Genomic DNA, 20,615 nt, shown 5'->3' with positions numbered 1-20,615 from the left:
GGCGGTGCCGATCGGGACGCACAGCATGGAGCCCGCGCCCATCGCCGTCAGCAGCGGCCCATCCGCGCAGAAGCCGAGCAGCGTCTCGTCGTCCACCATCTCCTGCACCACGCCGGAGCCTCGTTCCAGCACCTGCATCACGACCTGGCTGCCCGCCGGGTCGGCGGACTCCACCTGGCGTACGAGCTCGCCCAGCGGCTGGTTCTTCGGCGCCACCACGATGGAGCGGTGCGGCAGCCCGGCACGGACCATGTCGGCGATCATCCAGTCCGCCCACTGGGCCGCCAGCAGCCGCGTCGCCCTCGGCAGCGCCACCGGGCGTAGCAGCGACTCCTCGTCCAGCAGCAGATTGGCCATCTTGGCCAGCAGGTCCTGCCGCTTGGCCGCCGCCAGCAGCAGCGCGCCGTCGGACTGCTCGGGCCGCCGCGCGCCCGGCTCGGGCAACTGCACCTCGACCGGCAGTGCCACCGCCGCGACCATCTGCTGCGGCTCTCCCGGCATGGTCAGCCTGGTCAGCGCCAGCTGTACGCGGTGCGTACGCCCCTGGTGAGCCAGCCGGGTCTCGAACGCCGACGGCTGGCCGGTCTGCAGCACCGCCGTCAGATGCGACCTGAACGCCGCCCGCCGCGACACGTCCACCAGCAGCGGGAAGGACCGGCCCACCAGGTAGCCGTCGGGGCTGCCGAGCATCTGCGAGGTCTCGGGGTTGATCCGCCTGACCACGCCGCCGCCGTCCAGCACGATGACCGGCACGGGGAAGGCCCGGAAAACCTGGCGCAGCAGCTTCAGCTCCCGCTGGGAGCCGTCCTTCTTGCCGCCGGGCCGCTTGGGCGCCTTCTGCAGCGCCTCCCGGGCCTCGGCCAGCAGCTCCGCCGCGGTGTCGAGCTCGGCGAGGGCGGCGTCGAGGGTGGGCGCGAGGTCGGCGGGATAGGCCGTCCTCGCCTCACGCAACGACGACACGCGCCCGGCGAGCGCGTCCAGCGCTTGTTCGAGGTCCGGCATGGTCACCCTCTGACGCTACGTCACATGGGATATCAGTAGCCATATCGGGTAGGGGCTTCTTGCTATGGAATCCACCGCGATGATCACCCCCGGTCTCGCCCGTGACCTCGCCACACTGGGCCGGTTGGGTGAGGACACCTCGACGGAAAGCGTGCTGCGCGGCCTCACCACGGCGCTGGCCGCCGGCGTCCCGGGCTGCTCGGGAGCCTCGGCGGAGCACTGGCGCGACCACCGGGTGCTGGTCTCCGGCTCGCACAGCGAGCTCATCATGCTCGTCGAAGGCGAACGCGAGCTCGGCGAGGGCCCGTCCATCGAGGCGAGACAGAGCGGCGGCCGCGCCGGCGTGACCGACGTGCTCAGCGAGACCCGCTGGCCCCGCTATGAGGCGCTGGCCACCCGCTGGGGCGTGCGCTCCGTACTCGTCGTCCCCATCGACGTGGCGCCCGCCCTGCTGCTGATCGGTCTCTATTCGGTACGCCCGGGAGCATTCTCCCCGCAGGGCGCCCACTCGCTGGCCGACATGCTGACCGAGCAGGTCGGCGTGGCGATGGCGAACATGTGGGAGTTCGACGAGGTGCGCACCGACGCCGCCCAACTCCAGGAGGCCCTCGCCGGACGGTCGGTGATCGACCAGGCCAAGGGCATCATCATGCAGACCAGCGGATGCACCGCCGAGGCCGCGTTCGAGGAGCTGCGCAGGATCTCCCAGCACCACCAGATCAAGGTGGCCGACCTGGCGAGGCTTCTGGTCGACGAGCATCAGCGCAAGTCGAAGCGCTGATGCTCTTTCAGGTAGGCCTTTTCAGGCGGGCTCAGCCGATGGCGGCCAGCGCGTCGTCGAGTGTGTCGTAGAGCGGCAGCCGCTGCGCCAGCCCGGTGATCCACATCACTCTGGACTTGGAGTATTCGACCCCGATGAGCGCGAACTTCGCGCCCGAGGTCAGGCTCGTCTGCCAGTGGTGGACGATGAGCCCGAGCGCCCGCGAGTCCATGAACGTCACGCCGGCCAGGTCAAGGATCAGGTTGGAGCCGGCCATGGACAGGTAATCGGCGAACTGCTCCCGGGTCGTGGCGTCGAGCACGCCGTCGACCCGGATCACGGTGATCTCGTCCACCGTCGACGACGTCAGGCTCAGGGCCGCCACGGGCCCCTCACCGTTCTCCGGCATTGTCACGGAGCAACCCTACTGTCACCGAACATAGGAGGAATACTTCCGGCGATACGGGGGACACTTGTTGCGGAGTCCAGCAGCGGGCTTTCGTCTCGGAAGTAGAGCGAGGCGTGCCTCTGCCTGGGCTTTTCCTGCTGGGGGAGGCCGCCTGCGATCCATATGAGGAGCAGCGATGGCTGTGCAGGAATACGTCCTCGAGGAGATGACAGCTGAAGAGCTCCTGGCCGAGATGGCCAGGGAAGACACCCCCGACAGCCTGAGGGAGCGCCTGCGCGAACGCATCGTCGAGATGCACAGGCCGCTCGCCATGGAGATCGCCAGGCGATACCGCTACCGCGGCGAGCCGTTGGAGGATCTCCTCCAGGCCGCGTATGTTGGCCTGATGAAGGCCGTCAACGGCTTCGACCCCACCCTCGGCCACGCGTTCAGGGGCTACGCGGTCGTGACGATGACCGGCGAGGTCAAGCGCCACTTCCGGGACCGCACGTGGGCCATCCGCGTGCCGCGCCTCTACCAGGAGCGCCGTTCGGAGCTCAACCGGCTGGTCGCCGACCTCAGCCAGGACCTCGGCAGATCGCCGACCGTGGCGGAGCTGGCCGCCAAGATGAACATCACCGAGGAGGACGTCCTGCTGACGCTCGACGCCTCCGCCGCGTACAGCACTCTGTCGCTCGACGCGCCGCTCGGCACCGACGACGACGCCGCCTCGCTCGGCGACGTCATCCCCGAAGACGACGACACGCTGAGCACCATGGTCGACAGGGAGGCCGTCAAGCCGCTCATCGACGCGCTCCCGTCCCGCGAGAAGCACATCCTGCTGCTGAGGTTCTTCGGCAACATGACGCAGGCCGAGATCGCGGCCGAGTTCGGGATCTCCCAGATGCACGTCTCACGTATCCTCCGCAAGGTTCTCGACCAGCTGCGCACTGAGCTGGTCGGTTGAGAAGAAGGTCGCCGGGTGAACGAGGACGTAGAGCCTCAGTCGGGCTTCACGAGCCCGCCGCCCGGCGCGCCCGTGAAAGAGCTTCGCTTCCGGCTGCCGGACCTGCCGCAGGTCCGGCAGTTCGCTGAGGACGAGGCCCGCTCCGTCGGAATGCCCGAGGAGGCCGTCGGCGACTTCGTCATCGCGGTCAACGAGGTGGCGACCAACGCCGTCACCCACGGAGCGGACCACGCCTTCATGCGTACCTGGCTGGTGAACGGCGACCTGTTCGTGGCGGTGCACGACGGGGGGACGTGGAAACCGGGGCCCATGCCGGGGGCCGTGGGCGGGATGGGACTGTGGGTGGCCCGCCTGCTGTCGTCCGAACTGACCCTGCGCGCCGGGAGCGACGGCAGCACCGTCATCATGCGCTTCCCGGGCAAGGAGTGACGCTTCGCGGGAGACCGCCTTCCGGCGGCCTCCCGCTCCTTTGGGGGTTATCTTTCGGGGGTTATCTTTTGGGGGCTATCGGCGGACTCGTCCGCGCCAGTTGCCGTATCCGCTGCGGATGCTGGCCGTACCGACGCCTGCCTGGTGCAGGGCCAGCAGCGTCAGACCCAGTAACGCGAACGTCATGCCGGAGAACCCGCCGGGGATCCTCACGCCGACCAGGTCGAGCAGGAACCCCAGCCCGAAGATGATCGCTGCGACTACCGCGAGCATGTCATGTCACCTCCTTGTTTCGGAAAGGGTGAGCAGGCTCTCCAGGACGCTCCTGTAGTCGCGTAGCGCCAGGCGCAGCTGCTCGGTGTCGGAGGCATCCGCGTCCTTCCAGCGGGCGCGCAGGGTGTCCGTACGGCTGGTGAGGCTGCTGGTGAGGGACTCCACGACCTCGCCGACCAGGCCGTCGGCGCGCCGCACGGCCTCGCCGGGATCGTCGACGAACGACGTCTGCAGGTCGCGCCAGCGGGCCTGCACCTGGTCCGGGTCCTGATCGAACAGGACGACGTCCTCGGGAGCGGCGTGCGCGGGCGCCTCATCGGACGCCACCGGCTCCTGCTCCTGGTCCGCGAGCATGTCGCCGCCGGTTGCGGCGTACGGGTCGCGGTACGGGGCGTCGTGCTCGGCCTCGGGGGCCGTCACGGCACCGGGCACGGCTGCCGCGTACTCGTCGTCGGCGCGCGGACTCCGCGCCTCCAGCTCGTCGTCGGCCGCCGCACGGGGAGAGTCGTCGCCGGCGAGCTCGTCGCCGTGGGAACGCTCGTCATCATTCGGATAGTCGTGGGAACGCTCGTCATCGTCCGGGTAGCCGTGAGAGCGCTCGCCATCGTCCGGGTATTCGTGGCGCGAGTGCTCATCCGTCGTCGGGGGGACACGGGTATGTTCCTCGCCGCCGCTACCGGGAGTGGGGATGCCCATGGTCTCTTTCACCGTCCTCGCGAAGTCTCGTGGAGCAGCTCCTCGAACAGCGCGCGGTAGTGCACCATGGCCTGCCGCAGATCCTCCGTCGAGGCCTCCTTCCTCGCCGCCCGCCCGCTGATCTCGTGAGCCGTCCTGTAGTGGTCGAGAGTGGCCGCGTGCCCCACCGACAGGGTGGACAGCCGCTCCTCGAAGTCCTGCGTCGGGTAACCCTGTTCCGCCATGACCGCTGTGACCAGCTGATCGGCCTCGGTCACCGCGAACCCTGGGGCGTCCACGAAGCGCTCCTGCACCTCGGTCCACCGGTTCGCGTAGGTATCGCGGGAATCCTCAGTCAGGGGGTGGATGTCGAGCTCGGCATGCCGCCGCTCCCTGTCGAGCAGTTCCTGCTCGGCCTCGCGGCGGTTATCGTGTTCCGCGACTATGCGCTCGTACTCCGGGCCAAAACGTTCGCGGAGATGGGTGCGACGCTGCTGCTGCCGTAGCAGGACATTTACGACTGCGGCGAGCGCCACCACCGCGACCACGACGACGGCCACCCAGATGAAGGTGGTCATGATGTTCGCCTCCGGTCTCTGTGTCGAGACCAGCGACTGCCCTGGAATCGGCTGGTCGAAACCAGCCGCCTCAGCGAGCTTCGAGCGCCTTCATCGCCGCGGCCAGCACGGCTGCGACATGTGAGCCGCCTGGTGGCGCCGGGACCTCACTGAACCCTTCAGCCGCGTCGTACCGCACGTCGAGCCCCTCGTCCACGAGCCGCTGAGCCCACCGCAGAGCCGTGTTCAACCGCTCGGCCGCGGGCGGCTTCCCCTGAGCGGCCGCCGACAGGTTGCGAAGATTGGTGGCGGGCCCGGACTGGGCATGCACGCGCGCCAGCTTCCACGGGACGGCGCGGCTGTGGTCCAGCATCGGCTTGGCCAGCCCGGCGGCCCGCTTGGCCTGCAGCACCCCGGACTCACTGACCCCGAAGTGCACGGCGAGCTCCTGCACGCTCATCCCCTCGGCAACCAGCCTGGCCAGCTCCCGCCGATCGATGGTCGGCTTCCGCCCCACCCCGACCACCTCGCTCTGCGTACGCGTGTAAACCTCCGATTGCGCCAAGGCTATGCCGTTCCGCCCCCCGTCGGGCGACGACACACGACCGGGACGTTGCTCAGCTTGGTGGCGTGGTTCTAAAGCGCCCGCCTGCGGCGGCCCGCGGCGCGTCGGGGCGCCGGCTGGCCGTGCTGCGGCTCTCCGCCCGGTCGCGCCAGCGCGCCCACGCGCCCAATGGACAAGCTGCGACCGGGCAGGGTGCTCTCTTCATCCCGGGGACGGTGGTGCGCTCCCGGCCTGGGCTTGTTGTCGTGTGGTACTCGCACGCGTACCACCGGGCCGCTCTTGCCGATATCGATCGCGGCGACCCGTTCCACCAACTCCAGCGGCTCATCGGTCTCTCGCACCCCGATCAAGGACGGGCGTTCGATCTCGAGTGACAGCAACGCTGACAGCTTCGGTGGAACGACGAGCTGATCCACAGCGATGTCCACGTCGACTCCCGTATGGCGGCCCGCAGATCATTATCGCTCCACCGTATGGCGTCGTAACGCGTGTGCTTAGATGTGAGAGCTGGCATCGTCAAGGAAAAGTAAAACCCGATCATCGTAACTCGATGATCGGGTGATTTCCGAAATGTCGGGACGACAGGATTTGAACCTGCGACCCCCTGACCCCCAGTCAGGTGCGCTACCAAGCTGCGCTACGTCCCGTCAAGTCCTTGGCGGAACTTTTAGGTTTTGGTTCCGCTCGGCCTTGCGTGAAGAACACTATCACGAGCGATGGACCCCTCTGTGCCAACTCTCACGAAGGCTGGAGGCGCCGTCACAGCGACTGTACCTGCCAGGCGGCAGGTACGAGATCTCCTTGGCCGCGCCGAGGAGAGCCGTTGGTTTTCGGGGTCCGCGCAACACTCGTCAGGGTCTGCTTCGTCGTCGCGCGATGGCGAGACCCATCGCCATCGAGACGCACTCGGTTGAAAACAAGGCGCCCAGTACGAGTACGCCGACAACGTCGAGGTGATCTGGCGCAGCTTCCAACTCGACTCCAGCCAGCCGCGCGGCGAGAACACCCCGACCTCCCAGATGCTCTCCCGCAAGCACGGCGTCACCCCCGAGCAGGCCAAGGCCATGAACGACCGCGTCCCTGCGCTCGCCGCCGAGGAAGGGCCGGCGTACTGCCTGGACCCGGCTCGCCACCGAGACCGGACTGCCCGCGCCGAGGCCACCCGCAAGGTGCTCGACGGCAGGGCCTTTCACCGGCGACGTCCACGACGACATCCGCCAGGCCCGTGCGCTCGGCGTGAGCGGCATCCCCTTCTACGCGATCGACCGCACCCTGGACAGCTGGCACCCGACCCGGGGCACCCTGCTGGCCGGCGAGCGCCGGGCCGGGCGGCGGGTGGTCTTCTCGGACCACCACCTGCAGGACCTCGCGGGCGACGAGCCGCCGCCGAAGGGGACCTGGACATTCCCCGACCCGTTCGGGACCCAGGACGTCGTCGGGCAGTTCTCCACCACCGACGTGGTCACCATCTCCCATCACCTGGACACCGCGCGGATCAACGCCTTCCTGAACGTCGCCCCGCTGAAGGACCTCGGCGACCCGGAGACCAAGGGCCCGCAGGCGGCTGACGCCAGCGGCCGATCGGCCCAGGTCTTCCTGGTCGAGGTCGTGGTCCGCCGAGGAGACGAGCAGCGGCGGGTGGCGGTGCGCGGCCGCGACATCTACGCGATCACCGCGCCGATCGTGGTGGAGGCCACCGAACGGATCCTGGCCGGCCGCGGCCGGGCCACCGGCGTCGTCACTGCCGGAGAGATCTTCGATGCCGAGGACTTCCCGCGGTCCCTGCCGCTGGACGAAGTGTCGCTGGGCAACGGGTGACGTCCGGCCTCATTGCCGCACGCCGACCGGCCGTTCACGAGCCGTGCTGAAGGAAGGTGGCGATCCAGGCGATCTAAGCGCAGGTCTTCTGCTCGACGTCACACCGTTTGACCTCGGGGTAGCGGGTCGACGGTTTGTCCAGCAGGGGCTGGGGCTTGTGGCGCAGGTGCAGGTCGAAGAAGGCTCGAACGTGGCTGCGGGTGATCTCGACGGCGCGCTCTCCAGACAGGCCGGGATTGCGGTGGACCCCGAGCTGCTCCACCAGCAGCGCGGTGTCGGTGAAGGAGACATGCTCCGCCCCTGCCACCACGAGCCAGCGCTTCCATCCCGTCAGCTGTACCCAGTCACGATCCCACGTGGTGTCCTTTCCTCCCGGACTGTGCATGGCCTGCGCGCCCAGGAAGAGGAACGGCCGCGACAGCCCGCTTTCCGGGATCGGGGCGAACGTGGTGCCGTCCATGTTGAGCCCGGCGCGCACGCGGGTGTCCTTCAGCATGGCGACGATGGTGCTCGCGCCTCCCGCCGAGTGACCGGCCATCGCGATCCGGGACGGGGCGATCAGCGAGGCGCCCTTCCACGCGGGGTGCGCGCCGGTCAGTTCGTCGAGCACGAAAGAGACGTCGGCCGCTCGGCTCTGGCCCACCTTGTTCCAGAACTCCTGGCCTTTGACTGCCTCACACGCGACACACGTGGTGACCCGGCCGTCGGGGAAGGTCGTGGCCAGGCTCTCATAGGTGTGCTCGATTCCGGCCACCACATAGCCCCTGCTCGCCAGCTCCTCGGCCAGGGCGGTGAGCGAGCTGCGGGGCTCGGTGAAGCCCGGAGAGAGCAGCACCAGGGGCAAGCTGTGCTTACGTCCGGCCGGTTCGGCGCCGCTGAAGGCGTTGGTCCGCGTTCTGCTCAACGCGTCGTACGGCACGCCGGTGACCTCTCCGCCTTTCAGGATGAGCTCCGACTCCTTCGCCGTCATGTACGGAGCCCGCTTGCCGCTGCGGGATTTCGCCGGATACCACAAGGAGACCATGAGTTCTCTCGCCTTCACGCTGGGAACCCAGGGGTCGGCGCGGGAGGTGTCCTTGAGGTACACGGAGGTGGTGCCGACCGGCTGGGATCCGGTCGGTTTGGGGAGGTACGGCGTGCCGATCCGGGTGGACGTCGGATCGGTGGAGACAGATGAGGTGGAGCCAGGCGACGGTTGGCGCGAGGGGACGTCGGACACGACCGAACTGGACGCCGACGCGGACGCGCAGGAGGTGGCGGCCACGAAGGCGAGCAGGGCCGCGACGGCCGTGGCGCCTCGGCGGATCCGGCGGGGCGTCGCCGGTCTGCCCGCGCCGGCGCCGTGACCTGTGGCTGGGCCGGGTGTGGGTTCCCGTTCGATCACATGACGCATGAACTGTCCCTTCTGATGGGGGCGGCCGCCTCGACGTGCTTTCGCGGGTGGCCGGTGGCGGCAACGACGCTAGGGGCCGGCGAGATCCGTCCGCGTCGGCTGTCACGCCGATATCGACCCCCTCTCGAGAAGGACCCCTCCGCCGTGTCATCCCTGCGATGTACTCCTGGCGGAGGCCGGACCCGGTCACCGAGGCTGACGCGGGACGTGCCATGCGGCCGGGACAATGCACCAGTGACAGCAAGCAAAGGACGTGGGTGGTGGCAGTTCGGGCTGGATGCGCTGCGCCCCGTGCGGAAACCCGCCCGGCCCTCGCGCCGGTCGCTCCTGGCCGACCTGGTGCTCGCGGTCGTCTTGACCGTTGTCGCAGTGGCCGCGACGGCGGGGACCATAGACGATCGCCATCGCGTCGACGGGCAGCCGCCCTCCCTGCTGGAGCCCTTGCAACTGCGGCCCTCTCCCCAGCCACGAAGCATCGACGCCCCGCCCGGCCGCCTGGAACGGCCCGTCACCCCCGCCGCCGGCCAGGAGGATCCGGGCCCGCTTCCGCTCCTGGTGGTTCTGACAGCGCTGCCGCTGGCGGTGCGGCGGCTGTACCCACTGATCACGTTCTGGACGGTGCTGGCCGCGGTGCTGGCCACCCACGACGACGCGACGTGGATCACCGTGCTGACGTTCGCCATCGCCGCCTACGGCGCCGTGGCCCACAGCCGTCACCGGGTGCCGGCCATCGGCGGACTCGTCCTCGCCACCGTGCTGGCAGGCGCCACCTTCCAGGACTCCGTCCCGGCGCTGCCGAGTTGGCTGGGGCCGTTCGTGGTGCTCATGAGCGCCGGAGTCGCCGCCAGTTTCGTCCGCTCCTGGCGGCGACAACTCGACGCCGGCCGCCGTCGATTCGCCGAACTACAGCGCGCTCAGGAGGAGGCCATGCGCAAGGCCGTCCAGGAGGAGCGTTCGCGGATCGCCGGCGAACTCCACGATGTCGTCACCCACAATGTGAATGTGATGGTGATCCAGGCCGGAGCGGCGCGCACAGTGATGGACACGGCCCCGGCCCAGTCGAAGCAGGCCATGCTGGCGGTCGAAGCCGGCGGCCGGGCCGCCATGGCCGAACTACGTCACGTCATGGGCCTGCTCGCCGGGCCGGAGAGCGAGCGGGCGGCCAGCAGCGCCGACGGGCTCGAACCGCAACCGGGGCTCGACCAGCTCGACTCGTTGATCGAACGGGTTCGCGCAGTCGGAGTGCCGGTCAGCATCGAGATCTCTCCGCCGCCCTGCCCGCTGCCGCCCGGGGTGGACCTGGCCGCGTACCGCGTCGTTCAGGAGGCGCTGACCAACACGATCAAGCACGCGGCCGGTGCGGCGGCGTCCGTCTCGATCGGCCACCGCGGCGACTGGCTGGAGATCGAGATCACCGACACCGGCGGCGGTCGGACGGCGCGCGCCGGAGACGGCCAGGGCCGGGGCCTGATCGGGCTGCGGGAGCGGCTCGCGCTCTACGGCGGCACCTTGCAGGCCGGGCCGCGGAGCGGCGGCGGCTACGAGATCAAGGCGCGGGTTCCGTGGACCACCACGTGAACAGGCCTATGCGCTTGGTCATCGCCGACGACCAAGCGCTGGTACGCAGCGGGTTCGGGATGATCCTCGCCGCTGCGACTCACCGTACGGGGACGCCGAGCTCGCGGCCGCGGTAGAAGCCTTCCCGCTCCTCGAGGATGTAAGGCGCCATGACTTCACGCCGGTGGGCCTCGCCCTCGGACGCACGCCAGGAGTCGCAAGCCTCCTTCGAGTCCCAGAACGAAACCCCGGTGATCTCCCGTCCGTCCTCGGACCAGTACGCGTAGGCCTGGCGGAGACCCTCCGGGTACGGGTCCGGGCGCCATGCCCTTTCGAATGCCTCCAACGCGCCCGGCTTGATGCGGCGCGTCGTCACCCAGACGAAGTGCTCCCTCATCCCAGCCTCCTCTGCAACGCCGATTTGGCTTGATGGCGCTCTCTCAATCCACCATAGGCTCCGCGACGCCATAGCCCGGCGCCGGGGCATGGGCGTTCGCCACCGCGCTTCAACAGGGGCCACCACCGCGGACGCGTCCTCGGGTCACGGGCGGGACGACGAGGACACCGCCAGGCCCGATGCCTTGCTGAGGGGCTGGATGAGCGTCCGCCGGCGCTGTATGGGCGGCCACGTGGGTGTGCTTTTCGGTGTTCCAGGGCCAAGCGCTGGGTGGCCGGCTTACGCTGCCGTCGGCGGCGCGAATCCTCCTGTTAAAGGACGGCTCACGGTGGAGTTTGTCGAGGCACATATAACCGTCGAAGGGCAGAAGAAGGCATCCCCGCTGGCATATGGCCTGCTGCACGCCGAGCTTGCCGCCTCGATCGACATCTCCGAGGTGACGAGGCTGGTACGCGGAGAGGCGGGGATCGAGGAGACGAGTGCCTGGCAGTTGGCGGTCAAGGTGCCGGAGCCGCGGTTGGCGGCGATTGTCGAGCATATTCGGAAGAAGTACGTGGATGAGCAAATACCTATCCTGACATTTCCTGTTTTGGGGGAAAGCCGGGAATATCCTGATTGGCTTTGATCGGGATGGCTAGAAGAGGGTCAACGGGTCTATCGGCTGAGGCTCGGGGAGGGGAGTCAGGTTCGGGAGGCGGGCGCGTACCGCCTCGTGGAAGGCGCGGGCCAGCCTCGGCGCGTCGGCGTTGTCGGGCGTGTGGAGGAAGAACGTGGGGGAGCGGCCCTCCCTCAGCCACTCCGTGACCGTGTCGAGCCAGGTCTGCCAGCCCTCGATCGTGCGGGACTCCGCGTCCCGGCCCAGGTAGCGGACGATCGGGTGGGCCGTGAGGGCGCGCGTGCGGCGGGGGACGCGGGGTTTCTTGGTCCACGCGTCGCGTTCGGCGTCGCTGGCCGGCGGGCTCTGGAAGAGGGTCGTGGTGTCGAACGGGACCCACTCGGCGTCCACGGCCGCCAGGACGCGTTCCAGGAGCCGTTCCGACCGCTCGTCCTCGAAGAACGCGCGGTGGCGCACCTCGACGGCGTACCTGTGCGAGCGGGGGAGCCGGCGGAGGAAGGCGGCCAGGACGCCGACGTCGGCCGGCGTGAACGAGCCGGGAAGCTGCACCCAGAGGGCGTGGGCTCGGGGCCCCAACGGCTCGATCGCGTCCAGGAAGGAGTGAAGGTCCTCGTCGATGCCGGTGAGGCGGCGCTCGTGCGTGATGGTCTTGGGGAGCTTGACCACGAAGCGGAAGTCCGGGGCGGTCTGGCGGGCCCAGGAGTCGACCGTGCTCCTCGCCGGGGTCGCGTAGAAGGTCGTGTTTCCTTCCACGGCGTCGCACCAGGTCGCGTAGGAGCGCAGGCGCTCACCGGGAGGGAGCTGATCGGGCACGAAACGACCTGGCCAGCGCGCGTGAGTCCACATCGCGCATCCCACATGAAGCCGCATGGATCGACGGTATCGGAGATCCGTTGAGGCGCCGTCACGGCTCGAAGGTTGTCATACGAATGATGGCTTCGTATGATGACTGACAACATCCACCACTAGACCTCCTTGGACCGCCATGGCCGCCGACCGCATCCGCCACGTCTCGCTCTCCTCCGTCACGCTCCCGCTGGACGTCCCCGTCAGCGATGCCAAGGTCCTCACCGGCCGGCAGAAGCCGATGACCGAGATCGTCTTCCTCTTCGCCGAGATCGCGACAGAGCAGGGCCATCAGGGCACCGGATTCAGCTACTCCAAGAGGGCAGGCGGTCCGGCGCAGTACGCCCATGCCAAGGAGGTCGGGGAGAACCTCCTCGGCCAGGATCCCTCCGACATCGGCAAGGTGTACGACGTGCTGCTGTGGGCGGGCGCGTCGGTGGGCCGTTCCGGGGTGGCGACGCAGGCGCTGGCGGCGGTCGATGTCGCGTTGTGGGATCTGAAGGCGAAGCGGGCGGGGCTGCCGCTGGCGAAGTTGCTGGGGGCCTATCGCGACTCCGTGCGGACGTACAACACGTCCGGCGGCTATCTCCAGGCGCCGATCGAGGAGATCAAAGAGAAGTCGGAGCGGTCTCTTCAGGCTGGCATCGGCGGGATCAAGATCAAGGTGGGTCAGCCGGACACGAGGGAGGATCTGCGGCGGTTGGCGGCGGTCAGGGAGCATCTCGGGGATGGTGTTCCGTTGATGGTGGATGCCAATCAGCAGTGGGATCGTGCGACGGCGTTGCGGTTCGGGCGGGCGGTGGAGGAGTTCGGGCTCGTGTGGATCGAGGAGCCGTTGGACGCCTATGACGCCGAGGGGCATGCGCAGCTGGCGGCTGCTCTCGACACGCCGATCGCCACCGGCGAGATGCTCTCCAGCATCCCCGACCTCGTGCGCCTCATCGACCTCCGCGCCGCCGACTACCTCCAGCCCGACGTGCCGCGCGTCGGCGGCATCACGCCCTATCTCAAGGTCGTGGCGCTGGCCGATCACGCGCACCTGCAGGTCGCTCCGCACTTCGTGATGGAGATCCACGTCCACCTGGCCGCCGCCTACCCGCGTGAGTCGTGGGTCGAGCACATCGAGTGGCTCTCGCCGCTGTTCAACGAGCGGCTTGAGATCGAGGGAGGGCGCATGCTCGTGCCCGACCGTCCGGGCCTCGGTCTCAGCCTCGCCGGCGAGGCCGTGGGATGGGGGCTCGACCAGGTCGAGTTCCGAGCCTCGGCGACGCGGCCGCGGCCCGGCGGTCCGGCGGGGTCGAGTTCGGTGCCGCCGCCGGATAGGTTGTGAGCCGTGCCGCCAGATCAGAGGCTCGATCGCGACAGCGGGCGCGGGCTCGCGCATGAGCTCGTCGAACGGCTCAAGTCGCGCATCCTCGCCGGCGAGATCGAGCCCGGCCAGAAGTTGCCGACCGAGTCCTCGCTCGTCGAGGAGTTCGGCGTGAGCCGCACGGTGGTCCGCGAGGCGATCTCGCGGCTCCAGGCGGCCGGCCTCGTCGAGACCTTCCAGGGCCGTGGCTCGTTCGTGCTGGCCCTGCCCGCCTCCACGGCCTTCTCCGTCGAGGCCTCGCAGATCCGCACGCACCGCGACGTGCTCGACATGATCGACTTCCGGATCGGCGTCGAGTCGGAGTCGGCTGGGCTTGCCGCGGAGCGCCGTACCGACCTGCAGCTCAAGGCCATCGAACGGGCCCTGGTCGATCTCGGGCGCTCCGGTCAGCAACCCAGCAGCGCCGTCGAGGCCGACTTCCAGTTCCACCTCAAGATCGCGCTCGCCTCGGGCAACCGGTTCTACTCCGACCTGCTGGCGTCGTTCGGGCCAATGGTGATCATGCTGCCGCGCACGCGGTTGGAGCACGCGTACACGGTGTCGAACGCGACGCACCTCACCCGGGTGACACTGGAACACGAGAACATCTACCGGGCCATCGCCGACCAGGACGCGGCGGCGGCACGTGCCGCGATGCGGCTCCACCTGTCCAACTCCCGCGCCCGGCTCCAGGCCCCGTAGGGCCCGGCGCGGGTTACCAGCGGGAGGTGTTGGGGGTGAAGTCCGGGACCACCGTGCGCATGTAGGCCGTGTCCTCGCGCCCGCGCTGCCCGCACCGCACATACTGCTCGTGCAGCACCCCCAGAGCGTCCTCGTCCAGCTCCACTCCGAGGCCGGGGCCGGTGGGCACGGCCACGCTTCCGTCGCGGAACTCCAGCGCCCCGGGCTTGATGACCTCCTCGGTCTTCCACGGATAGTGCGTGTCGCAGGCGTAGGTGAGGTTGGGGGTGGCGGCCGCCAGGTGGGTCATCGCGGCGAGGCTCACGCCGAGGTGGGAGTTCGAGTGCATCGACAGCCCCATGCCGAACGTCTCGCAGATGCCCCCCAGCAGCGCCGAGCGCCGCAGCCCGCCCCACAGGTGGTGGTCCGACAGGACGACCTGTACGGCGTCGGCGGCGACGGCGGGCTTGAGGTGCTCGAAGGCGATGACACACATGTTCGTGGCGAGCGGGATGTCGGTGTGCCGGGCGACCGCCGCCATGCCGTCGATGCCGGGAGTCGGATCCTCGAGATACTCCAGGACGCCGGCCAGCCGGTGCGCCACCTTGATGGAGGTGTCCACGGTCCAGGCGCAGTTGGGGTCGATGCGCAGCGCGTGGCCGGGGAAGGCGGCGGCCAGCGCCTCGACGGTCTCGACCTCGTGGCCGGGCTCGAAGACGCCGCCCTTGAGCTTGATGGCGGTGAAGCCGTAGTCGGCGACCATCCGCCGGGCCTGGGCCACCATCTCGTCGGGCGTGACGCCCTGTCCCCAGGAGTCCTCGTCCTGGCCGGGGTGGCCGGCCCACTTGTAGAAGAGGTACGCGGAGAACGGCACCCGCTCGCGTACGGCGCCGCCGAGCAGGTCGCTCACCGGGCGGCCGAGCACCTTGCCCTGCAGGTCGAGCAGCGCCACCTCGAAGGGGGAGGCCACGGTGTCGACGGCGCTGGAGACCTCCAGCATGCCGCCGAAGCTGGCGCCCGCGCCGCCGGTGGACGCGCCGAGCGTCTCCTCGACGACGCGCCGGAGCCCGTGGGCGTCGAACACGTCCAGGCCGGGCAGGGCGGCGGCGACGGCGTCGAGGCGGTCGAGGTGGGCCTGGTCGGCGTATGTCTCGCCCAGCCCCACCAGCCCCGAGTCGGTGTGCGCCTGGACGATCGTGCGCAGCACGAATGGCTGGTGCACACCGACGACGTTGAGCAGAGGAGGGTCGTGGAAGGCGACCGGGGTGACGGTGACCCGGCTGATGCGCCCGCCGTCACGCGCGCTCACTGCGCCGCCTTGACCGTGAGGACCGGGACGCTGGCCTCCATGAGGATGCGCTGCGCCTCGCTGCCGAGGATGAACTTGCCCACCAGCGACCGATGCCGCAGCCCGATGACGATGAGCGTGCCGCCGGTCTCCTCGATGAGCGCCTCGAACGTCTCGGGGAGGTCGTCGTCGTGGAGCGGCTGGCGTACCTCCGCGTCCACGCCGGCGGCCCGTGCGCGGGCGAGCAGCGCGGAGGAGGCGTTGTCGTCGATCTTGTGCTCGTCGACGGGCGCACCGCGGCGCGGCGAGTTCACGATGATCACGCGCTCGGAGCGCAGCAGGCCCTCGCGCAGGCCCGCTTCGACCGCGGCATCACCCTCAGGCGTGGGCAGGTAACCGACGAGGATCGTCATGACGTCTTCTCCTCAACTGGAGCCTCGACTGGAGCGGAGGTCTTGCGGCGCACGGCTTTGCGGATCAGCGGCAGGAACGCCACCAGCACGACCAGGGCCAGCACCGTTCCCGAGATGGGGCGGGTGAAGAAGCCGGTCGGGTCGCCGCCGAAGATGAGCAGCGCCTGCCGCGACGAGTTCTCGATCATCGAGCCGAGCACGAACGCCAGCACCAGCGGCCCCGGCTCGAAGCCGAACTTCTTCATCAGGTAGCCGAGCAGGCCGAAGGCGATGACCAGGAAGATGTCGTAGACCTGGTTGTTCACGGTGTAGGCGCCGAGCAGCGTGATGAGCACCGTGATCGGGGCCAGGATCGCGGGGCGCACGCGCAGGATCTTCACGAAGACGCCGACCATCGGGATGCTCATGATGAGCAGCAGGATGTTGCCGATGTACATCGAGTTGATGACGCCCCAGAAGACGTCGGGGTGCTCGGTGACGAGCTGCGGCCCCGGCTGGATGCCCTGGATGAGCAGCGCCCCGAACATCAGGGCCATGGTCGCGTTCGCCGGGATGCCGAGGGTCAGCAGCGGGATGAACGACGACGTGGCGGCGGCGTTGTTGGCGGTCTCCGGCGCGGCCACGCCCTCGACGGCGCCCTTCCCGAAGCGCTCCGGCTGCTTGGCGCGCCGCTTCTCGAACGCGTACGCCGCCAAGGACGACAGCACGGCCCCGCCGCCGGGCAGCACGCCCAGGATGAAACCGATGAGCGAGCCGCGCCCGATCGCGCCCCTGGACTGGCGCAGGTCCTGGCGCGACGGCCACACGTTGCCGACCTTGGCCGGCGCGTGCACCTGGTTGTGCCGCTCCTCGAGGTTGTAGAGGATCTCGCTCAGGCCGAACAGGCCCATGGCGATCGGGATGAAGTCGATGCCCTCGGCCAGGTTCAGGCTGTCGAAGGTGAACCGCTCGGCACCCGTGAAGGTGTCGCGGCCCACGGTCGCGATGAACAGGCCGACGCAGGCCGCGATGATCGCCTTGAGCTTGTTGCCGTTGCCCACCGAGGAGATCAGCAGCACGCCGAGCACGCCCAGAGCCGCGTACTCGGGCGGCCCGAAGTCGAGCGCGAAGCCGGCCACCACCGGCGCCAGGACCGTCAGGCCGATGATCGAGACGGTCCCGCCGATGAAGGACCCGATGGCGGCGATGCCCAGCGCGGTGCCGGCCTTGCCCTGTCTGGCCAGCGCGAACCCGTCGAAGACGGTGACGACGGAGGACGCCTCGCCGGGGAGGCGGAGCAGGACCGAGGTGATGGTGCCGCCGTACTGGGCGCCGTAGAAGATGCCCGCCAGCATGATGATCGCCGAGACCGGCCCGATGCCGTACGTGATCGGCAGCAGGATGGCGATCGTCGCGCCGGGGCCGAGCCCCGGCAGCACGCCGATGAGCATGCCGATGATGACGCCGATGAGGCAGTAGAGCAGATTGGCCGGCTCCAGGACGACGCCGAAGCCGTTGAGGATGGGGGAGATGTCCATGTGGCTTTCTCAGATGAGACGCGGGAGCGGGACCTGGAGCAGCACGACGAAGAGCAGGTAGAACGCGGCCACAGTCGCGACGCTGACCACGATGGAGGTGCGCCACGACTCCTTGCCCAGCCAGCGCAGCCAGACGAAGACCAGCAGTAGCGAGGGGATCTCGAAGCCGATCACCGGCAGCAGCACGGCGAGCAGGATGAGCGTCACCAGGCCGATCCCGGTGAGCAGGCTCGCCTTCGAGAACCGCTCGGTGTCCTCGAGCCCGCGGCCGGTGACGATGAGCGTCGCCGACAGCACGACGATGACGACGCTGATGGCGAACGGCCACAGGCCGGGGCCCGGCTGGGTGAGGCGGCCGAGCCCGAGCGCGAGGGATCCGATCACCCCGGCGACGCCGACGGCCAGCGCCGCCAGGGCCGCCGCGACCTGCGAGACGGGGCCGGCGTGCGGCGGCCGGGTCTCGTCGGCGATGTCGGCGACCTCCTCGAGAGGGTCAGACATGGACATGCTCGCTCCTTGGAAGTATCCGGGGAACTATCCGGCCAGGCTGATGCCGTACTTGCTCAGCTGCTCCTTGTAGGTGGCGGTGTCCTTCTGCAGGGAGGTGAGCACCTCCTGCGGGGAGACCTCCATGGGGGTGAGCGAGTTGTCCTCGTTGAACTTCTTGTACTCCGGCGTGGCGAACGTCTTCTTGGCCGCGTCGAGCAGGCGGGTCTTGGCGTCCTCGGGCGTGCCCTTGGGCGCGGTCAGGAAGCGGTACTGCGTGACCAGGACGTCGAAGCCCTGCTCCTTGGCCGTCTTGACGTCCGGCAGGTAGGGGATGCGCTTGTCGGAGAAGACCGCGAGCGGGACGAGCTTGCCGGCCTTGATGTTCTCGATGGCCTCACCGATCTGCATGGTCGAGACGTCGACCTGGTTGCCCAGCAGAGCGGTCAGCGCGGGGGCGCCGCCGTCGAAGGGCACGGCCGTTGCCTCGATGCCGGCGGTCTTGAACGTCAGCGCGGAGGCGAGCTGGGCGCCCGTGCCGACGCCGGTCGTGCCGTAGCGGATGGTCTTGCCCGCCTTCTTCATGTCCTCGATGGACTTGTAGCCGGACTGGGTGTTGGTCGCCATGACGTAGTCGTCGCGCGAGACGCCGGTGATGACGTCGAACGAGTCGATCTTCGTGGCCTCGGCGGGCGACACCGTGAGCGGCGTGATGGTGAAGAGGGAGGCGTTCTGGATGGCGATCTTGTAGCCGTCGGGCTTCGCGGACTGGAGTTCCTTGGCGTTGAGCGCGCCGTTCGCGCCGGGCTTGTTGAGCACCGGCGCGGAGACGCCGAGATCCTTGCTCATGCCCTGGGCCAGCGCCCGGGTGATGAGGTCGGTCGAGCCGCCCGCGGACGCGCCGACGCTGAACTCGATGTTGCCCGTCGGATATTTCCCGTCACCGCCACCGGAGGACGTCGTCTTGACACCGCCGCACGCGGTCAGCGCGAGCGCCGCGGCAGCGCCGATGACACCCACGAGAATGCGGCGGGGGGTCGTCCGGGATGTCGGCATGGACTCTCTCCTTCGTACGAGCGGCGTCTATGGAGGTTACGGGGTTGTTTCCGCTCTGTAGTCCCCGGAGACTATGGACCTGCCTCGATGCCTGTCCAGGCTCAATTCGGTATCAGGTGATACTCTGCGGGCATCATGCTGACACTCGATCAAATCCGGGCATTCGTCGCGGTTGCTGAGGAGCTCCACTTCGGCCGTGCCGCCGATCGACTCCGCATGACGCAGCCGCCGCTGAGCCGCCACATCCAGAAGCTGGAGCGCACGATCGGTGTGACCCTCCTGGAACGCGACAACCGCCGCGTGGTGCTCACCGACGCCGGGCGCGGCTTCCTGGAGGACGCGCGGCGCATGCTCACGCTCGTCGACACCGCGGGCGACCGGGCGCGCCGCATCGCGAAGGGCGCCACGGGCACGGTACGGCTCGGTTTCACCGCGGTCTCGGCCATCAGCATGCTCGGCGTGCTCCTGCGCCGGCTCGCGGAGGAGCTGCCGGAGATCGATGTCATCCTCCACGAACGGGTGACCGCCGGCCAGGTCGACGGCATCCTGCGTGGCGAGCTCGACATGGGTCTCGCCCGCCCGCCCTTCGACATCGCCGCGCTGCGCTCCCGGGTCGTCTTCCGCGAGCCGCTGTGCGCCGTCGTGCCCGTCGGGCATCCGCTCGCCGGCCTCGACCGCCCGCTCGCCCCCGACGACTTCGACGGCCTGCCGGTCATCAGCTACAACCCCGTACAGTCGCGCTATTTCCACGAGCTGACGGTCCGGTTCCTCACCAACGCCCACCCCAGGATCGAGCAGCAGGTGCATCAGATCCTCACCGCCGCGCTCCTCGTGGCGGCCGGCCGGGGCGTGGCGCTGGTGCCCGCCAGCGCGCGCTCGCTCGGCATCGAGGGCATCGTCTTCTGCGATCTGGTACGGGGCGGCGGCGATCCGCTGGACGGCGGTGGCCCGGGAAGAGGTGGTGGCATCGCGGGCGAGCCGGTCGAGCTGCACGTCATCTGGAACCACGGCTCGACCAACCCGGCCTTGTGGCGTGTGCTCGAGCTGCTCCCTGAGCCCCAGGCATGATGCCCTGTCGGTATCGTCGGATACAGAAACGCACTTGGACAGGAATCCACCCACCTCCTTAGCCTGACGGCATCAGCCTTACCGGCGGTACTGGGGGATCCCACGGCCGCGTGTAAACAAGAGGACGTTCATGCCGAATTTCTCGCCCCAGGAGCTCGCCGCCCAGCTCAAGAGTGGCCTGCTGTCGTTCCCTGTCACTCATTTCACCGAGGACCTGCAGTTCGACGAGGCGGGCTACCGTGACCACCTGTCCTGGCTGAGCACGTATCCGGTGGCCGGTCTGTTCGCCGCGGGGGGCACGGGCGAGGGGTTCTCGCTGACCGCCGCCGAGATCGACCAGGTGGTGCGAGTGGCGGTCGGCGAGGTGAACGGCAGGGTCCCCGTCGTCGCCCCGGCCACGGGCGGCACCGCGACCGCCGTCGCGCAGGCCCAGGCTGCCGAGGCCGCCGGGGCGGACGGGCTGCTGCTCATGCCCCCGTACCTCACGGAGGCCGGGCAGGCCGGTCTGGTCGAGC

Annotated in this window: 26 protein-coding genes and 1 tRNA gene; 11 read left to right on the top strand and 16 right to left on the bottom strand. The window is 69.1% G+C overall.

What is annotated here, in order from left to right:
• Positions 1-1,002, bottom strand: a 1,002-nt coding sequence (locus tag AB0J09_RS27275; RefSeq protein WP_360696838.1) for a PAS domain-containing protein, incomplete at its 3' end; no start/stop codon positions are given.
• 64 nt (positions 1,003-1,066) lie between these two features.
• Between AB0J09_RS27275 and AB0J09_RS27270 the strand changes: the two genes are divergently transcribed.
• Positions 1,067-1,783 (top strand): GAF and ANTAR domain-containing protein, encoded by a 717-nt coding sequence (locus AB0J09_RS27270; RefSeq protein WP_360696832.1) that lies wholly within the window; start codon positions 1,067-1,069, stop codon positions 1,781-1,783.
• 31 nt (positions 1,784-1,814) lie between these two features.
• Here AB0J09_RS27270 and AB0J09_RS27265 read toward each other — a convergent pair whose 3' ends face one another.
• Positions 1,815-2,171 (bottom strand): STAS domain-containing protein, encoded by a 357-nt coding sequence (locus AB0J09_RS27265; RefSeq protein WP_360696835.1) that lies wholly within the window; start codon positions 2,169-2,171, stop codon positions 1,815-1,817.
• Positions 2,172-2,346: 175 nt separating this feature from the next.
• Here AB0J09_RS27265 and AB0J09_RS27260 point away from each other — a divergent pair, with 175 nt between their 5' ends.
• On the top strand, positions 2,347-3,117 hold the full coding sequence (locus AB0J09_RS27260) for a SigB/SigF/SigG family RNA polymerase sigma factor (RefSeq protein ID WP_360696830.1): 771 nt from the start codon (positions 2,347-2,349) through the stop codon (positions 3,115-3,117).
• A gap of 15 nt (positions 3,118-3,132) precedes the next feature.
• Entirely contained in the window at positions 3,133-3,546 is a 414-nt protein-coding gene (locus AB0J09_RS27255) for an ATP-binding protein (RefSeq protein ID WP_360696827.1), read from the top strand.
• A 75-nt stretch (positions 3,547-3,621) separates the two neighbouring features.
• Here the strand turns inward: AB0J09_RS27255 and AB0J09_RS27250 are convergent, their stop codons facing one another.
• From AB0J09_RS27250 to AB0J09_RS27225, 6 genes are all read right to left on the bottom strand, one after another.
• A complete protein-coding gene (locus AB0J09_RS27250; protein WP_360696824.1) occupies positions 3,622-3,819 on the bottom strand; it encodes a hypothetical protein in 198 nt (65 codons plus the stop codon).
• 6 nt (positions 3,820-3,825) lie between these two features.
• Positions 3,826-4,527 carry a hypothetical protein gene (locus tag AB0J09_RS27245; protein WP_360696821.1) on the bottom strand — a complete coding sequence of 234 codons (702 nt, stop codon included), beginning with the start codon at positions 4,525-4,527 and terminating at the stop codon, positions 3,826-3,828.
• On the bottom strand, positions 4,524-5,072 hold the full coding sequence (locus AB0J09_RS27240; protein ID WP_360696818.1) for a hypothetical protein: 549 nt from the start codon (positions 5,070-5,072) through the stop codon (positions 4,524-4,526). Before AB0J09_RS27240 ends, AB0J09_RS27245 begins: the two co-directional genes overlap by 4 nt.
• A gap of 70 nt (positions 5,073-5,142) precedes the next feature.
• Positions 5,143-5,568, bottom strand: coding sequence for a hypothetical protein (locus tag AB0J09_RS27235; protein ID WP_360696815.1), 426 nt, complete (start codon positions 5,566-5,568; stop codon positions 5,143-5,145).
• A 119-nt stretch (positions 5,569-5,687) separates the two neighbouring features.
• Entirely contained in the window at positions 5,688-6,044 is a 357-nt protein-coding gene (locus tag AB0J09_RS27230) for a hypothetical protein (RefSeq protein ID WP_360696812.1), read from the bottom strand.
• 145 nt (positions 6,045-6,189) lie between these two features.
• Positions 6,190-6,263 (bottom strand) — tRNA-Pro (locus AB0J09_RS27225).
• Between the two features lie 589 nt (positions 6,264-6,852).
• On the opposite strand from AB0J09_RS27225, the gene AB0J09_RS27220 reads away from it, so the two are divergent.
• The gene (locus AB0J09_RS27220; protein ID WP_360696809.1) at positions 6,853-7,434 is read left to right on the top strand and encodes a hypothetical protein; all 582 of its coding nucleotides are present in this window, start codon (positions 6,853-6,855) and stop codon (positions 7,432-7,434) included.
• Between the two features lie 73 nt (positions 7,435-7,507).
• Here AB0J09_RS27220 and AB0J09_RS27215 read toward each other — a convergent pair whose 3' ends face one another.
• The gene (locus tag AB0J09_RS27215) at positions 7,508-8,458 is read right to left on the bottom strand and encodes an alpha/beta hydrolase (RefSeq protein ID WP_360696806.1); all 951 of its coding nucleotides are present in this window, start codon (positions 8,456-8,458) and stop codon (positions 7,508-7,510) included.
• Here AB0J09_RS27215 and AB0J09_RS27210 point away from each other — a divergent pair.
• Positions 8,457-8,780 carry a hypothetical protein gene (locus tag AB0J09_RS27210; protein ID WP_360696803.1) on the top strand — a complete coding sequence of 108 codons (324 nt, stop codon included), beginning with the start codon at positions 8,457-8,459 and terminating at the stop codon, positions 8,778-8,780. The two genes, AB0J09_RS27215 and AB0J09_RS27210, sit on opposite strands and share 2 nt — an antisense overlap.
• A 281-nt stretch (positions 8,781-9,061) precedes the next feature.
• Entirely contained in the window at positions 9,062-10,405 is a 1,344-nt protein-coding gene (locus tag AB0J09_RS27205) for a histidine kinase (RefSeq protein ID WP_360696800.1), read from the top strand.
• Between the two features lie 79 nt (positions 10,406-10,484).
• Here AB0J09_RS27205 and AB0J09_RS27200 read toward each other — a convergent pair whose 3' ends face one another.
• The gene (locus AB0J09_RS27200) at positions 10,485-10,781 is read right to left on the bottom strand and encodes an antibiotic biosynthesis monooxygenase (RefSeq protein ID WP_360696797.1); all 297 of its coding nucleotides are present in this window, start codon (positions 10,779-10,781) and stop codon (positions 10,485-10,487) included.
• A gap of 328 nt (positions 10,782-11,109) precedes the next feature.
• Between AB0J09_RS27200 and cutA the strand changes: the two genes are divergently transcribed.
• Complete coding sequence (cutA, locus tag AB0J09_RS27195) at positions 11,110-11,406, top strand: divalent cation tolerance protein CutA (protein ID WP_360696794.1); 297 nt, start codon at positions 11,110-11,112, stop codon at positions 11,404-11,406.
• 9 nt (positions 11,407-11,415) lie between these two features.
• Here the strand turns inward: cutA and AB0J09_RS27190 are convergent, their stop codons facing one another.
• Positions 11,416-12,210 carry a DUF72 domain-containing protein gene (locus tag AB0J09_RS27190; RefSeq protein WP_360696791.1) on the bottom strand — a complete coding sequence of 265 codons (795 nt, stop codon included), beginning with the start codon at positions 12,208-12,210 and terminating at the stop codon, positions 11,416-11,418.
• A gap of 172 nt (positions 12,211-12,382) precedes the next feature.
• Between AB0J09_RS27190 and AB0J09_RS27185 the strand changes: the two genes are divergently transcribed.
• Together AB0J09_RS27185 and AB0J09_RS27180 are read left to right on the top strand one after the other, a co-directional pair.
• The gene (locus tag AB0J09_RS27185; protein WP_360696788.1) at positions 12,383-13,573 is read left to right on the top strand and encodes a mandelate racemase/muconate lactonizing enzyme family protein; all 1,191 of its coding nucleotides are present in this window, start codon (positions 12,383-12,385) and stop codon (positions 13,571-13,573) included.
• Between the two features lie 3 nt (positions 13,574-13,576).
• Complete coding sequence (locus AB0J09_RS27180) at positions 13,577-14,293, top strand: FadR/GntR family transcriptional regulator (protein WP_360696785.1); 717 nt, start codon at positions 13,577-13,579, stop codon at positions 14,291-14,293.
• Positions 14,294-14,306: 13 nt separating this feature from the next.
• Here AB0J09_RS27180 and AB0J09_RS27175 read toward each other — a convergent pair whose 3' ends face one another.
• The 5 genes from AB0J09_RS27175 to AB0J09_RS27155 are packed head-to-tail and all read right to left on the bottom strand — an operon-like array spanning position 14,307 to position 19,032.
• The gene (locus AB0J09_RS27175; RefSeq protein WP_360696782.1) at positions 14,307-15,581 is read right to left on the bottom strand and encodes a glucarate dehydratase family protein; all 1,275 of its coding nucleotides are present in this window, start codon (positions 15,579-15,581) and stop codon (positions 14,307-14,309) included.
• Positions 15,578-15,973 (bottom strand): universal stress protein, encoded by a 396-nt coding sequence (locus AB0J09_RS27170; RefSeq protein WP_360696779.1) that lies wholly within the window; start codon positions 15,971-15,973, stop codon positions 15,578-15,580. The genes AB0J09_RS27175 and AB0J09_RS27170 overlap by 4 nt, the downstream gene beginning before the upstream one ends.
• Positions 15,970-17,490, bottom strand: coding sequence for a tripartite tricarboxylate transporter permease (locus AB0J09_RS27165; protein ID WP_360696776.1), 1,521 nt, complete (start codon positions 17,488-17,490; stop codon positions 15,970-15,972). Before AB0J09_RS27165 ends, AB0J09_RS27170 begins: the two co-directional genes overlap by 4 nt.
• A 9-nt stretch (positions 17,491-17,499) precedes the next feature.
• A complete protein-coding gene (locus AB0J09_RS27160; protein ID WP_360696773.1) occupies positions 17,500-17,991 on the bottom strand; it encodes a tripartite tricarboxylate transporter TctB family protein in 492 nt (163 codons plus the stop codon).
• 33 nt (positions 17,992-18,024) lie between these two features.
• Entirely contained in the window at positions 18,025-19,032 is a 1,008-nt protein-coding gene (locus tag AB0J09_RS27155; RefSeq protein ID WP_360696770.1) for a tripartite tricarboxylate transporter substrate binding protein, read from the bottom strand.
• A 135-nt stretch (positions 19,033-19,167) separates the two neighbouring features.
• Here AB0J09_RS27155 and AB0J09_RS27150 point away from each other — a divergent pair, with 135 nt between their 5' ends.
• Entirely contained in the window at positions 19,168-20,100 is a 933-nt protein-coding gene (locus AB0J09_RS27150) for a LysR family transcriptional regulator (protein WP_360696767.1), read from the top strand.
• Positions 20,101-20,230: 130 nt separating this feature from the next.
• The coding region (locus AB0J09_RS27145; RefSeq protein ID WP_360696764.1) for a dihydrodipicolinate synthase family protein at positions 20,231-20,615 on the top strand (385 nt) is incomplete at its 3' end.

Origin of the sequence: Nonomuraea sp. NPDC049784, from assembly GCF_040659615.1 — a bacterium.
In the GTDB taxonomy this organism is placed as follows: Bacteria; Actinomycetota; Actinomycetes; order Streptosporangiales; family Streptosporangiaceae; genus Nonomuraea.
This window is presented reverse-complemented; position numbering and strand designations above follow the sequence as displayed.